Origin of the sequence: Bacillus sp. JJ1773 (assembly GCF_036962035.1) — a bacterium.
Lineage (GTDB): Bacteria > Bacillota > Bacilli > Bacillales > Cytobacillaceae > Cytobacillus.
On record NZ_JBALNX010000052.1, the window covers coordinates 20368 to 35049 of the forward strand.

17 protein-coding genes are annotated in these 14682 nt (G+C 35.8%); 4 read left to right on the forward strand and 13 right to left on the reverse strand.

Annotated features, from left to right (window positions below):
• Window positions 1-83 precede the first annotated feature (83 nt).
• Window positions 84-311: a hypothetical protein gene (locus tag V7127_RS16225; protein WP_335487702.1), complete on the reverse strand. Its 228-nt coding sequence runs from the start codon at window positions 309-311 to the stop codon at window positions 84-86.
• Between the two features lie 280 nt (window positions 312-591).
• On the opposite strand from V7127_RS16225, the gene V7127_RS16230 reads away from it, so the two are divergent.
• Entirely contained in the window at window positions 592-1092 is a 501-nt protein-coding gene (locus V7127_RS16230; protein WP_335487705.1) for a DoxX family membrane protein, read from the forward strand.
• 30 nt (window positions 1093-1122) lie between these two features.
• On the opposite strand, the gene V7127_RS16235 is transcribed toward V7127_RS16230, so the two are convergent.
• Entirely contained in the window at window positions 1123-1521 is a 399-nt protein-coding gene (locus tag V7127_RS16235) for a hypothetical protein (RefSeq protein WP_335487708.1), read from the reverse strand.
• A gap of 296 nt (window positions 1522-1817) precedes the next feature.
• Here V7127_RS16235 and V7127_RS16240 point away from each other — a divergent pair, with 296 nt between their 5' ends.
• Window positions 1818-2414 carry a biotin transporter BioY gene (locus tag V7127_RS16240; RefSeq protein ID WP_335346656.1) on the forward strand — a complete coding sequence of 199 codons (597 nt, stop codon included), beginning with the start codon at window positions 1818-1820 and terminating at the stop codon, window positions 2412-2414.
• Window positions 2415-2438: 24 nt separating this feature from the next.
• On the forward strand, window positions 2439-3434 hold the full coding sequence (bioB, locus tag V7127_RS16245; RefSeq protein ID WP_335346655.1) for a biotin synthase BioB: 996 nt from the start codon (window positions 2439-2441) through the stop codon (window positions 3432-3434).
• Between the two features lie 75 nt (window positions 3435-3509).
• Here bioB and V7127_RS16250 read toward each other — a convergent pair whose 3' ends face one another.
• The 5 genes from V7127_RS16250 to V7127_RS16270 all read right to left on the reverse strand — a co-directional run bounded on the left by V7127_RS16250 (window position 3510) and on the right by V7127_RS16270 (window position 7081).
• Entirely contained in the window at window positions 3510-4886 is a 1377-nt protein-coding gene (locus tag V7127_RS16250; RefSeq protein WP_335487711.1) for a sensor histidine kinase, read from the reverse strand.
• Window positions 4883-5557 carry a response regulator transcription factor gene (locus tag V7127_RS16255; protein ID WP_335487714.1) on the reverse strand — a complete coding sequence of 225 codons (675 nt, stop codon included), beginning with the start codon at window positions 5555-5557 and terminating at the stop codon, window positions 4883-4885. Before V7127_RS16255 ends, V7127_RS16250 begins: the two co-directional genes overlap by 4 nt.
• 129 nt (window positions 5558-5686) lie before the next feature.
• Complete coding sequence (locus tag V7127_RS16260; protein WP_335347703.1) at window positions 5687-5863, reverse strand: H-type small acid-soluble spore protein; 177 nt, start codon at window positions 5861-5863, stop codon at window positions 5687-5689.
• A 60-nt stretch (window positions 5864-5923) separates the two neighbouring features.
• On the reverse strand, window positions 5924-6622 hold the full coding sequence (locus tag V7127_RS16265) for a hypothetical protein (RefSeq protein ID WP_335487718.1): 699 nt from the start codon (window positions 6620-6622) through the stop codon (window positions 5924-5926).
• Between the two features lie 246 nt (window positions 6623-6868).
• Window positions 6869-7081: a cold-shock protein gene (locus tag V7127_RS16270; protein WP_335347701.1), complete on the reverse strand. Its 213-nt coding sequence runs from the start codon at window positions 7079-7081 to the stop codon at window positions 6869-6871.
• Between the two features lie 324 nt (window positions 7082-7405).
• On the opposite strand from V7127_RS16270, the gene V7127_RS16275 reads away from it, so the two are divergent.
• On the forward strand, window positions 7406-7696 hold the full coding sequence (locus tag V7127_RS16275) for a DUF6509 family protein (protein ID WP_335487721.1): 291 nt from the start codon (window positions 7406-7408) through the stop codon (window positions 7694-7696).
• A gap of 38 nt (window positions 7697-7734) precedes the next feature.
• Here the strand turns inward: V7127_RS16275 and V7127_RS16280 are convergent, their stop codons facing one another.
• The 6 genes from V7127_RS16280 to glpK all read right to left on the reverse strand — a co-directional run bounded on the left by V7127_RS16280 (window position 7735) and on the right by glpK (window position 14578).
• Window positions 7735-8136 carry a cytosolic protein gene (locus tag V7127_RS16280; RefSeq protein WP_335487724.1) on the reverse strand — a complete coding sequence of 134 codons (402 nt, stop codon included), beginning with the start codon at window positions 8134-8136 and terminating at the stop codon, window positions 7735-7737.
• A 105-nt stretch (window positions 8137-8241) separates the two neighbouring features.
• A complete protein-coding gene (locus V7127_RS16285) occupies window positions 8242-8442 on the reverse strand; it encodes a cold-shock protein (RefSeq protein ID WP_066300509.1) in 201 nt (66 codons plus the stop codon).
• A gap of 175 nt (window positions 8443-8617) precedes the next feature.
• The gene (locus V7127_RS16290) at window positions 8618-10066 is read right to left on the reverse strand and encodes a DEAD/DEAH box helicase (RefSeq protein WP_335487727.1); all 1449 of its coding nucleotides are present in this window, start codon (window positions 10064-10066) and stop codon (window positions 8618-8620) included.
• A gap of 306 nt (window positions 10067-10372) precedes the next feature.
• Window positions 10373-10573: a cold-shock protein gene (locus tag V7127_RS16295; protein WP_066300496.1), complete on the reverse strand. Its 201-nt coding sequence runs from the start codon at window positions 10571-10573 to the stop codon at window positions 10373-10375.
• A gap of 794 nt (window positions 10574-11367) precedes the next feature.
• Window positions 11368-13026, reverse strand: coding sequence for a glycerol-3-phosphate dehydrogenase/oxidase (locus tag V7127_RS16300; protein ID WP_335487730.1), 1659 nt, complete (start codon window positions 13024-13026; stop codon window positions 11368-11370).
• A 61-nt stretch (window positions 13027-13087) separates the two neighbouring features.
• Window positions 13088-14578 (reverse strand): glycerol kinase GlpK, encoded by a 1491-nt coding sequence (glpK, locus tag V7127_RS16305; RefSeq protein ID WP_335355461.1) that lies wholly within the window; start codon window positions 14576-14578, stop codon window positions 13088-13090.
• Between the last annotated feature and the right edge of the window lie 104 nt (window positions 14579-14682).

Below are 14682 nucleotides of genomic sequence, written 5' to 3' on the forward strand. Positions count from 1 at the left end.
TACTATTTCAGAATAATTAATTCACAAATTTATTTATAGCAAAAAAAAAATGCCCCTATCGGACACTGTCTGCTTAGATTTGATTATCTATCTACTGAAGCTTCTCTATCTGCTGATTCCCTATTTTCATACCATAGCTTAAGATGTGTGAGGATTGTAAAAACTAGAAATGCATTCATTGCCCAAACAGAAATAAAAGGCGCCAAACCACCAAACTCAATGGAATAATACCCTTTTAATACCATAACAATATAAGCCTCAAAGAAAACTAAAATAAAGCCCCCAATGCCAGCTATTGCTGTACGAACCATTCCTCTCCCACCTTCTTTTGATCATTAAGTACATGATTTTCAATTATTTTATAATAATTATAAATCAAATAATAGCATCCTTCAATTAAATAATTCATAAAATAGTCAATATTAAGCTCCAATATTTCTTGACAAAACAATTCCCTCTATAAATAAACATCTTTCTCAAAATATTCACATTTTATTTACATTTACGTGAAATGGATCACAGAAATGTTAAATACAGGGGTATTTTTGCTACTATATCCCTGTATTCATCAAAAAGTTGGGAGAGATAAGTATGTTTGTTAATTGGCTAAGGGAAAATCAATTATCTTCAGGATTATTGACTATTATTCGGTTGTATCTTGGTTATTCTTGGCTCAAGGCGGGATATCATAAAGTAGCAGGCGGGTTTGATGCATCGGGATATTTACAAGGAGCAATCGCTAAAGCGACTGGGGAGAATCCAACAGTACAAGGATGGTGGGCTAGCTTTTTAGAAGGATTTGCCCTTCCAAATGCAGGTCTATTTAGCTTTTTAGTTGCATGGGGCGAACTATTAGTAGGGTTAGGTTTAATTCTTGGCTGCTTTACTACTGCTGCTGCATTTTTTGGAATCATAATGAACTTTGCCTTTATGTTTTCCGGAACAATCAGTACGAATCCGCAAATGATATTATTAACAATATTCATCTTAGTCGCTGGATACAATGCAGGTAAAATCGGTATTGACCGTTTCATCATACCTTATATCAAACCGAAAACAAAAAGAAAAGATAACACCGCTGAAATATCTTAGGTTTATTTTTTAGGACTAGGCAAGCTACTCTTAGCTTGCCTTCCCCTGTTTTTCATCCTTTGTAAAGGTGACAAAGAAAAATAATAAGAAGCTAAGCAAAAGGATGGACCCACCAACAATATAGAAAATCGTGTTAACCGCACTTGGAAGAAATGCAGGTTTAAAAATATAGAGCGCCATCCCGCCTGTTAATCCGATAGAACCGATAATAGCAGTATATACATGAAACTTTGCTAGGATCCCAATTTTCGGGGAAAATACTTTATAGTATACCGCCCATGCGAATAGTGTTAACCATCCAACAACAAGTATATGGGCATGTATCGGTCTAAAAGCATAATCCCCTGCTCCAGCCATATGTGAACCTAAAAAAGCGCCGATAAAGCCAAATAATGCAGATAATCGTAATAAAACCTTGCTATAATTCATCGTTTTCCTCTCCTAATTACGTTTTTTCCGTTTTCTTCTAATCAAAGCCTAATCTATAATATACAACTTTTTCTATCTCTAAGGAACAGCATTTTTTCTGTAGCCTTTCCTCTCTTTTTCCTATTTTAAGCTTCTAATATGAACAGAAGATGAACATCCGTTTACAAATCTAAAACTCACACTATTAAAGTCTCTTAATATTTATATGTTAACTAAAAATAAAATAGGTTGACATATACTTAGGTTAGCCATTATCCTTTATTTATATTTACTAACAATCTTTGGAGGATAGGGAAATGAAAAAGAGATTAAGAACGATTGATTTAACGCTTGCTGGTATGTTTGTAGCTTTGATGTGTGTAGGAGCAAATATCACTACATTTGTTCCCTTTATGGTTATAGGCGGTGTACCAATTACGTTGCAAACATTTGTTGCCATTTTATCTGGAGCTATCTTAGGCAGCCGTCTAGGAGCAATTACAATGGCCGTTTATGCCTTTGTTGGTCTTGCAGGTGCGCCAGTATTTGCTAAATTTGGCGGTGGTATGTCTTCCTTAATTAGCCCGACCTTTGGCTTTATTCTCTCTTACATTCTTACAGCCTATGTAACAGGAAAAATCATCGAAATGAAAAAGACGATCCCAGTTTATATTACTGCCGCTTTAATTGGTATGGTTATTAATTATGTTATTGGTACAAACTGGATGTATTTTGCCTATAAGCTTTGGGCGGCTGCTCCAGATGGATTTACTTATAAAATGGCTTGGATGTGGATGGTTGTGCCATTGCCAAAGGATATTGTTCTCGCCATTTGTGCTGGAATCATGGCGAATCGACTTGAGCATAAGGTTTTTGCCCGCAGCCAATTTAGAAAAATTCAACGGGCTTCATAATCAAATTCAAAAGGAGGAGAATTAATGAGGAATTGGAGGAATCTTGCTGAACAAGTATTGGAAGGATATGAGCTTACAAATGAAGAAGCTGTTAGCATATTAAATTGCCCTGATGAAGAACTTCTAGATCTATTACAAAGCTCTTATAAAATCCGCCACCATTATTATGGAAATAAAGTAAAGCTTAATATGATCATAAATACAAAATCTGGGCTTTGCCCTGAAAACTGCGGCTACTGTTCACAATCAAGCGTATCAACTGCACCAATTGAAAAATATCGAATGATGGATAAAGATTCCATTGTTAAAGGTGCTGAACAAGCTTTTAATATGAATGTTGGTACTTATTGCATTGTTGCCAGCGGAAGAGGTCCGAGTAATAAAGAAATTGATCAAGTTGTTTCTGCTGTTAAAGAAATTAAAGATAAATACAATCTTACGGTATGTGCATGTCTTGGATTGTTAAAGCCCGAACAGGCTTCCATGCTTAAAGAAGCCGGCGTTGACCGCTATAATCATAATATTAACACATCCGAAAATCACCACGAATCCATAACAACTTCCCATACATATGAAGACCGGGTAAACACCGTTGAATTAGTTAAAGAACACGGAATTTCTCCTTGCTCGGGTGTCATTATCGGGATGCGCGAAACTAAAGAAGATGTCGTGTCAATGGCCAGAAGCTTAAAAGCCCTTGATGCAGATTCCATCCCTGTTAACTTTCTTCATGCTATTGACGGAACTCCGCTTGAGGGAACGAAGGAACTAAATCCTAGATACTGCCTGAAAGTATTGTGTTTAATGCGATTTATTAATCCAACAAAGGAAATTCGCATTTCTGGCGGGCGTGAGGTTAATTTGAGAAGCCTTCAGCCTTTTGGACTATACCCTGCAAATTCTATTTTTGTTGGAGATTATTTAACAACTGCAGGACAGGAAGGTTCAGCGGATCATCAAATGTTAAAAGATCTCGGCTTTGAGATTGATTTTGTTTCAGAAAATGCTGCCACATGTTAATATAAGAATTTTTGTAAAAAAATGACAAGGTGCTATAGCTTTCACAGCTCCACATAGCACCTTGCCAATAATTATCTAACCCTTTGGTAATTTCACTGTAAAAACAGACCCCTCCCCTTTCTTGCTCTCCACTTTAATTTCGCCATCATGAATTTCCAAAATAGATTGAACGATTGAAAGCCCAAGCCCAGTTCCTTCAATAGTGCGAGTCCTTGATGTATCAGCACGATAAAAACGGTCATAAATCCTTTCAACCTCTTCTGAATGTAAGCCAATTCCATGATCTTTAAAGCTTATCACGATCCAGTCTGGCTGATCATTTAATGTAATGTTAATCTCACTGTCTTCTTCACTATATTTAATGGCATTCGTTAAGAGGTTTTCCCAAACGGAGTATAATAAGGTGTGATCCCCATGCAAATATGCATCAGGCAGTGAATAGCTAATCATCAATCCTTTTTCACTTAATATCCACTGGTACTGACGTATAACCGTCTTTAATTGTTCACTTAAATTAAAATCTTTTTTATCAAGCAAATCCTTTTGACTGTCAAGTGATGATAGCAACAGCAGCTGCTTAGTTAAATAGGATAGCCGATTCACTTCAGAATCAACTACATCAAAATATTCTTTATGCTGAGCTGTTGATTCAGCGCTCTTTAATAGTTTTAAATACCCTTTGATATTAGAGAGAGGTGACTGAATATCATGTGAAATGTTAGAAATAAACTCCTTGCGTGCGTCATTTACTTTTTCTAATTTGCCAGCCATCGTTTGAAAACTAGCAGCTAGATCCCCTATTTCATCCTGCCTATTAATATTCAGCTTAATGCCAAAATCCCCCTCTGCTATCAAGCTCGTTGCTGTATTCAATTTGGAAATAGGCTTTATTAAATACTTTGTACTGATTAATACTAATAGGATAGTAAACACAACCATCCCCACAACAAGCCATCCAAACATCCGATGCATTTCATTGAATAAGAGCTTTATATCTGGTCTAAGAAACAATGCGTATCTTTCGCCTTCATATATTAAGGGGACCCCAACTGTATTCGTAAGCTCATTAGCAAAGAAACCCGTCACAAAGGTTTTGTGCGGAAACTTAGCAATTCCATGGAAAACTTCCCCATTGAGCACTTTTTCCACTGGCTCATCCGAAAGGTTTTCAGTTCTAAATGGTGCACCGAAGAATCGTCTATTTCCATTTTCATCGATAATAAAAATTTGATAGCCAATCGAACCGAGATGTTCAAAATATTCATCCATATTTATTTGATTCTGCAGTTGAATAAAATTAGTAATCTCCAATGCAATATTAGTCATTTTAAGATCGTTCTGATTTTTTAAATAGGATTGATAATAAACATTTGAAAGTAAAAAAGAAATGATTCCGCTTGCTAGCATGATTAAAATCGTAGTAATGGCAAACTTAGAATAAAGGGATTTCATTTTTGAGCCTCCAGCGAATACCCAATACCTCTAATCGTTTTTATTGAAAAATCATCTGATGTATTTGAAAAGCGCTCCCTTAAACGCTTAATATGGACATCAACAGTCCGCTCGTCCCCCTCATAATCCATTCCCCATACTTGTTCAATTAATTGCCCCCTACTAAAAACTTGATTAAGGTTTGAAGCTAAATAATACATCAGTTCAAATTCTTTAAGCGGCAATATGAATGTTTTTCCATTAACCTCGATTTCATAGCTTTTTTTATTAATTAACATTGAACCAATTCTAATATTTGATTCCATTGCTTTTCCATATCTTCTTAAAAGGGCGTTTACCCTAAATATTAACTCTTTCGGCTCAAAAGGCTTTACTAAATAATCATCTGTACCTGAAAGATAGCCTATTTCTTTATCTTCAATTTGACTTTTTGCAGTCAATAATACAACCGGAATATCAAAATGTTTTCGTATTTCCACAGTTAATTTATACCCATCCATAACAGGCATCATTATATCAACGATTGCTAATTCGCAAATTTGATTATGAAGCCGTTTCAAAGCCTCTGTACCGTCTGCCGCTTCAATAACTTGAAACCCTTCTTTCATTAATAGTTCTTTCACTAAATACCGGACATGCTGATCATCATCAGCAACAAGTATAGTTTTCATTTGTTCCACCTTCTTTCTGCTGGATCATCTCTATTCTAATAAACCATGCTGTTAAAACCAATGATATTATATTTTATAGGACCCAATAAATAGTCAACCACCCTAAATTTTTAGGGTGGTTGTCTATTACTATTCTTGAAGTTCTGTAATTTCTACAGTTGATCTTTCTTCAAGTGGTCCTCTTAAATGTACAGTAGCTGTCTTCCCATCTTCATTTAACTGATCAATCCACACAGATGCACCATTGTATGTGACTTCAATATCTGCTGATGATGAAAGGATTTGTTTTACACGTATAACATCCATTGTTATCACTCCTTCATATTAATCATTATATTTTTTGTTGGGAAGAGAAAATTATGCCTATTAAATATAATCCTTCTCCATTGGAAAGAGGTAATCATTCACCCTTTTAACAATAGAAATTACGAACAATTTTATGAACGCGAACGCAATGACTGAATTGTAATCGATAACATGAAGCAATCCCATTTTAATTTGGACTAAATCAAAAATGATCATAAAAATAAAAAGAGCAATCAACGTTAAATACTTATATGAAAATAGAACGATCGCCGTTAACGGGATCGCCATGGTGATATCTATGATCATTTTTAAGATCGTATGATCTTTATACATCGATTCAAACAACCCCATGGAATACCAGCTAAGTTTGAGAACCAATGACATAAAAAAAGATATCGTATGAAGAATAATATTAAATAACATATAGATCGTTAAAAATTTTATAGGAATGGAAGGATCATTTAATTTTCTTCTCCACCATTTCATGATATAGGAAGCTAACAAAAGCAAAATAATCGTATACCACGTTTTCCACCAATTATGCTCGTAAATACGAAGCCTTAAAAACAGTTCTTCAATTAATGCAATAAGAGAAATGATCAGTATAATCCATTTTGTCCTTAACCGAAATGCCGCTATGGACATTAGCACTGTCGGAATAATAACTCCTTGAGAAATTAAGGAACCAAATATATCATCGGGCCAAATCTCTTTGAAAACATGAGGATAATAACCGTATGAATTCAGAAGAATAAGCACGACAAATTCCCCAAAAAATGAAAGACCCGCAGCAAAAAAATAAACAGCTAAATCTTTTCGAAAATGATTCGAATTCTTATATGTAAATATAAAGATGATTAGACTTATGAAAACTAAGGAAAAATACCATAAAGAGTTTGCCAAACCCACTTCACTTCCAAATTATTTTAGTTTCCATTATTTTGTTCATGTTATGATAACCTATACAAAAAGAAAGAGGACGATCAAAGATCGCCCCCCATTATATTAATTATTGGAATAAATACTATTGTTATTCACTACTTGAAGCTCCCTTATTGCCTCTTTCATTTCACTCTTACAAATTGGACAAGAAGGCTGCTGACTGCTCTTAAAATTATCTCGGACCCAGCAATTACATGAATCTGACGTGCATTCCCAAACCTTTACTTCTTCCATTTTGATTTCTTCTGTGTTTTTTCTCCCAAATCCCATTGCCATATTAAGGCACCTCCCAAAGGGTAGACCCCTATTTTTCCCTAAAAATAAAAACACCTGTTAAATAAAGGGAAAATACTTACCAACTCTAAATAACAAGTGATTTATGGGAAACTTTATACATTCATAAACTCTTCAATTAGTATAACATAAATTTCCTTAACAGTCAAAAGGTCAAATGACATACTTTTTAAACAAGTTTAGGTCCAATTTGTTTGAATGTAGAAACTTTTTTTAAGAAATGGTAATACTATTTCTTTTTATCGGGTAAGGTGTATAATGTTCTCGTTAACTAGATTTAGGTTTGATGAAGAAAGGGTGAAACCTATGGAAATTACAAGTTATACAGTAGAGCTGCTAAAAGATCCTACAGGAATTTTATTGGGAGAACGTTACGAATTCTTTTTAGATATTGCCGTGGATGAAGATGATGATTTATACGATGAGAATGGATTACAGCTTCGAGTTTTGTTTTATAAGAAAGAAGATGACTATCGCATTTTAAATTATCATTTTTTAAGTTCAGGTCAAATATTAGACTATGCATTAGATGAGGAAGAAGAGAAACTAATCTCAAAATTTTGCACGGATCATTACATAGAAGCAGAAGATCTGTAAGTAATGAGAGCAGGGCACGCCCCTGCTCTCAAACTTTTTTATAATTGAATATCTTTCCCGTCTTCAGCGATATGATACATCAAATGCGCTAAATGATGGATTGGACTATATTCTTCCTCGTCTTCATCGCTTTCATTCTCTTCCTGGAACTCTAAATCATTTAAGTGCAATGCAGCAAATTGATAAAAGTCTTTTAATTCAAAAGCATAGCATGCACTTGGGTCTTCATTCTCTTCTTCGTATTGAAGGACCATATACGATTCTTTGCCACTGCCATCAATAGCATCGAAGAAAATAAAAAATCCAATATTTGTGTCCAATTCAAATAAATGTCTTGTTCCACCCTCGGTTAATCTTTCAAAATCTTCTTCACTTAATTTCTGAACTTTCATTGCTTCAACTTGATCTTCCTTATGAAATTGAACAGTAAATTCCTTCACAGCTCTTCCCCCTTCTTTCGTACTCCATTTTATTATGACCAATTATCCAGCTAAAGACAAAAAATAATAAAAGAGCCTATAAAAAATATGGCTCTTTTACATTTGTTAAGCTTTAGTTACATTCACTGCTTGAGGTCCGCGTTGTCCCTCTTCTATGTCAAAATTAACTTCTTGGCCTTCATCAAGACTTTTGAAGCCTTCACTTTGGATAGCTGAATAGTGTACAAATACATCCTCTCCACCTTCAACCTCAATAAAACCAAAACCTTTTTCTGCGTTAAACCATTTTACTTTACCTGTTGCCATTTTAATCCTCCTAAATATCAATCAGTGACAGAATATATTACCCTGCAAATCTTATTATGGGTAATTATTTAGGATTTTAACCAAATTCACTTGAAGAAATACATGGAAAAATAAAGATTTACCAATTTATCGCAGATAAAAAGGCTGTAATACCCTCACTGATTAAAGTTTAGCATTATTTATTAGTCGTTCTGTTTCTTCTTCTTTCCCTGCCGTCTCTTCTGTCTCTTCCAGCACTACCTGAGCTTCTGCCTCTGTCATTATAGCGTTTTCTATCTCCGCCTCTATCTGTTCTTGGCTTTCTAACACGTATCGGTTCAACAGCTGTTAATTTAACTGGAGTAACATCAATGTCCTTAGTTAATAATTTTAATGCCGCTGCCAACAAAGAAACAGAATCAGTGTCTTCGAGTAAATTTTCGGCTGCACGCTTATAATCATTATGGTCATTTTTCTCAATAATAGCCATTAGGCGATTAATGGTAGCCTGCTGATTGCCTGCTAGTACATCTTTGAAAGATGGAACTGGACTTTTCGTCATTTTGCTCTTTGTTACGTTTTCAATGATCTTCAAATGATCAATTTCTCTTGGAGATACAAAAGTTACTGCAAGTCCTTTATTTCCAGCACGGCCTGTTCGTCCAATTCTATGGACATAGCTCTCAGGATCCTGCGGAATATCAAAGTTATATACGTGGGAAACTCCGCTAATATCAAGACCCCTTGCTGCCACATCAGTAGCAACCATGATATCAATCGTTTGTTCTTTAAAACGGCGAATAACTTGGTCACGTTTCGCTTGAGGGATATCTCCATGAATTCCTTCTGCTGAATATCCGCGTTTAATTAACCCTTCTACGACTTCATCCACACGCTTTTTTGTACGTCCAAATACAATTGCAAGGTCTGGAGATTGAATATCAAGAAGACTGCAGAGAACATCAAATTTCTGTTTCTCATGAACTTCCATATAATGCTGTTCGATATTTTTTACTGTCATTTCTTTTGCTTTAATCTTTACTAATTCCGGATCCTTCATGAACTTTTCTGCAAGTGTTTGAATTCTTCTAGGCATTGTTGCAGAAAATAGGAGGGTTTGTCGTTCTCCTTTAATTTCACTTAAAATTCTTTCAATATCTTCAATAAAGCCCATATTTAACATTTCATCTGCTTCATCAAGGACAACCATTTTAATATTGCTAAGTCGAATCGTTTTTCTTTCAATATGGTCAATCAGTCTTCCAGGCGTAGCTGCAATAATATGTGGTCTGTTTTTTAAAGCGCGAATCTGGCGATTGATATCCTGACCGCCATAAATTGGTAAAGTTTTTACACCTTTAACTTGACCGATTCGGTTTAATTCCTCTGCTACTTGAACTGCCAGCTCACGAGTTGGAGCAAGAACAAGACCTTGAATTCCTTCTTCAATATTGATTTGTTCTAGAAGCGGAACACCGAATGCAGTCGTTTTTCCTGTACCAGTTTGGGCCTGCCCAATCATGTCTTTACCCACTAAACCAATCGGGATTGCTTGAGCCTGAATAGGTGTTGGTTCCTCGAAGCCCATATTTGATAATGCTTTTACTATTTCATTACTTAAGCTAAAATCTGAGAATGTTGTCAAAATATTTTTTCCTCCTTATGATCGTTACGCTACTTACTTTTGTCATCATCTATATTAAACAATAACTACGTTAATAGGTTTTCCAGTTTGCATCTCTTTTTTACATTTTTAAAATAAGAATTTATTTCCCATTATAAAAAATGATCTTTAAAGTATTTTCCAATTAAATGAGGAAAAGTATTATTCCTAAAAAGCAAGTTGGATGGATTCTCTTTTGAGGAATGGATGAAGAATATACAAAGTGGAGAAAAAATAACGTAAAAAAGTGATGCATGAATGACATGCACCACTCCATTTCTAGCAATATTATGCTTTATTTACGTTAGAAGCTTGTGGTCCACGGTTACCTTCAACGATTTCGAAAGTTACAGCTTGGCCTTCTTCTAAAGTTTTGAAACCATCAGTTTGGATTGCAGAGAAGTGTACGAATACGTCTTGACCTTCTGAAGACTCGATGAATCCAAATCCTTTTTCTGCATTAAACCATTTAACTTTACCTGTGTTCATGTTATTACCTCCAAAAATATGTTTCACTATAAGTCTTTAATATATAGGCTTTAACATAAAAAGATCGTACCCACAATAAATGAGGAATAAAATCGTCCACAATTTATTGTAGCTACGACCACTTATCCAAAAATATATATAACGAACATTACAGCGTTAACCTTATAATAAATGAGGAACCTAATATTGTCAATAACAAAAGGAAAAATTACATTTATTATACTATTTGGCCTATTCGAGGCTTTACTATGTTATGCTTCAGCGCATAATCTTAGTATAACACCTAAAACAATGAAAGCCCTACCTCTCTTCCATCCTTACGGCTCCAAGACCGTGCCAGCGGGAATCAGGTATTAAGAAAATCAGTTCATTATTGAGATTAATAAAATAATTGTGATTTTTCATTTTGTAGAATTTAAAACTGAAGTGAAGATGTTCCGGGTAATCAGAAGAAGATTAAAGAAGAAATTGCCATATAAGCTGCTAATTGATCAATTATAATTTTTTATTCCGAACCTTAAACAAACGAATGATGTATTGGGTTACATCAATATTCACTACTCTACGAGTAAACCTCAAATAAGCAATAATTTATTGTATCAAAAAATAAACGGTAAGTCAAATACTATTTCAGATTGAAATTAATGGATTCCTACGAGAAATAGATTAGAGTCTGTCCTGAAGTTAGTTTTTCATTTTCTAGACAGACCCAATACCGAAAAGGGAAAAGAAGCTGTGCTATTAGTTGATGATCGGGATGTTCTGATGAATTTGCCTATTCATACACCCAATTACTATTCATCTGGTGTTGTTGCATCGTTTAATTCCTGCTCCAGTTCCATAGTAAATTGTTGCTTCCTCTTTTCACTCCAGCCAAAGTATTCTGACATATAATAGTGTACCTGCTTTCGATATTTCCTTACTGAATGTATATCAAATAGCAGGTCACCTGTTCTTCTTATAAAAAAGTCAGAAGGGGTCGAAGCCATTTCATATTCTAGTGCATATTTGAGCTTAACCCATAAAGTAATTGGCATTTCATATTTCTCCGCTTTATTACTGCTATCAGTTTCAATCATTTTAAATAATATTGGAGCATTTGACCCGTACATGGAAACGAGATGAAAAGCCTCATCTTGTGTTAGTCCGATTTCTATACCAACCCGTGATAAACCTTCGATGAAAGCTTTATAATTTCTAGAACCTCCAACATCCCCTCCAGAAATAGGCAAAGCCTTTGTCATGCAGCCGAGAAAATATCTGTTATTTTTCGCTATTAATTTTCTTGCAAGTAAATTAACAACGGTCTCTGCCATTTTACGGTATCCCGTTAATTTACCGCCTGCAATCGTAATGAGACCAGATGGAGCTTCCCATATCTCATCTTTCCGCGAAATTTCCGAAGGGTCCTTCCCCTCTACCGAGATTAATGGGCGAACTCCAGCCCAGCTTGATTCAATATCCGTTTCTCTCACCCCTGCATCTGGAAACATATCGTTAATTGCATGGATGAGATAATCTCTATCTTTCATAGTTATTTTTGGATTTTTAGGATCATGATTATAGAAAGTATCTGTTGTTCCTACATAGGTTTTTCCATTTCTCGGGATCGCAAAAATCATGCGGTTATCTGGTGTGTCAAAATATACAGCCTGCTCTAAAGGTAATTTAGATTGGTCAAATACAACATGGACACCTTTTGTCAGCTGCATTGTCTTTCCTTTTTTTGAACCATCCAAGTCCCTAATAAAGTCAACCCATGGCCCTGAAGCATTAACAATTGTATGTGCCTTAATCTCGTACTCTTCTCCTGTTAACTGATCAACTGCCATTACGCCAGCTACTTCATTATTATTATAAAGAAGCTTATAGGCCTTCGAATAATTTATTGGTACAGCTCCCTTTTCATAGGCTGCTTTCAACACTTCAATTGTTAAACGAGCATCGTCCGTACGATACTCTACATAATATCCAGCACCCTGAAGTCCTTCCTTTTTAATAAGAGGGACTTTCCCTGCCGTTTCTTGAGCATCTAGCATCCTTCTCCTTTCTTCTCTTTTTACACCTGCTAAATAATCATAAGCTCTAAGACCTATTGAAGTGCTAATCCGTCCAAACGTTCCACCTTTATAAATCGGCAGAAGCATCCATTCAGGTGTTGTGACATGTGGCCCATTCTCATAAACAACGGCTCGTTCCTTCCCAACTTCTGCAACGAGTTTAACCTCAAGGTTTTTCAAATAGCGAAGACCGCCATGTACTAGCTTTGTTGAGCGGCTTGATGTGCCTGAAGCAAAATCCTGCATTTCAACTAAAGCGGTCTTCATCCCTCTAGAAGAGGCATCGAAAGCGATCCCCGCACCAGTAATTCCCCCGCCAATTATCAAAACATCAAATTGATTCTTTTTCAGTTTGTTAATCATTTCGTGTCGGTTTTTGTTTGAAAACATCAATATTTCATCCTCCTTTTCAAAAGTCAGTAAAGTTTCCTATAAGGAGAGGATGTTCGATCTTTTATTTAAAAGCCATCGCCGCATGAACTGCTTTCTTCCAGCCGTTATATAGGTCATTTCGATTCTCTTCCAGCATATTGGGGTAAAAAGAACAATCAATTGCCCATTTCTCAGCAATTTCTTCTTGGCTTCTCCAGAAACCAACTGCAAGTCCTGCTAGATAGGCTACTCCAAGTGCAGTCGTTTCATTAATGGTAGGACGTTCGACCGGAACATTTAATATATTTGATTGAAATTCCATGAGAAAATTATTTTTCACAACTCCTCCATCTACCCGCAGTTTTTTTAAATTTATTCCCGAATCAGCTTCCATGGCGGATAGGACATCTTTTGTTTGATAAGCAAGAGATTCTAAAGTCGCTCGGATGAAATGTTCTTTCGTTGTTCCTCTTGTTAAACCAAATATAGCTCCACGAACATCGCTGTCCCAGTAAGGAGTACCAAGACCAACAAAAGCAGGAACTACATATACACCATCAGTAGATACAACTTTTTTCGCATATTTCTCACTATCTTTAGCATTTTTAAGCAGCCTTAGCCCATCTCTGAGCCATTGTATGGCAGACCCCGCAACAAAGATACTCCCTTCTAAAGCATATTCCACTTTTCCATTTAAGCCCCAAGCAATAGTTGTTAACAGTCCATGCTCAGAACGAACAGCTTTTTCACCTGTATTCATTAACATAAAACAGCCTGTGCCGTACGTATTTTTTGCCATGCCTTTTTCAAAACAAGCCTGTCCGAAGAGGGCTGCCTGCTGATCCCCCGCGATACCAGCAATCGGCACTTCCCTGCCAAAAAAGTGAGAGTCTGCTGTATGCCCGTATATTTCAGAAGAAGGCCTAACATTAGGAAGCATACAATCTGGTATATCAAGAATTCGGAGCAAATCTTCATCCCATATTAAATCATATATATTAAACATAAGTGTCCGTGAAGCATTGGAAAAATCAGTTACATGGCATTTCCCGCCTGTAAGCTTCCAGATAATCCATGTATCCATCGTGCCAAACAATAACTTCCCTTGTTTTGAATCTGCCTTGGCACCCTCAACATGATCTAATATCCATTTAACCTTCGTGCCTGAAAAATATGCATCAATTAATAAACCAGTCTTTTCACGAAAAAGATCATCATAACCTTGGGATTTTAATTGTTCACAAATATCGCTTGTCTGTCTAGATTGCCATACAATGGCATTATATACGGGAGTGCCTGTTTCTTTATTCCACACAACAGTCGTTTCCCTCTGATTTGTAATCCCAATTCCAGCAATTTGCTCAGGTCTTACACCTGATTCTGTTAGAACTGCAGCAATAACCGCCAAGATTGACCCCCAAATTTCATTTGGATTATGCTCAACCCAACCCGGGTTTGGAAAGTATTGTTTAAATTCCTTTTGCGCAATATGGACAATGGCTCCCTTTTGGTCAAAAATGATCGCACGAGAGCTTGTCGTTCCCTGGTCTAGAGATAACATATACTTTTCCACTTTCCATCTCTCCCTATAGTAATAATCCGCAACTTTTTTCCTTATTATTACTATATTAGCAAAAACAATTAATTTGCGATAAAAAACCGATTTTGTTCAATACA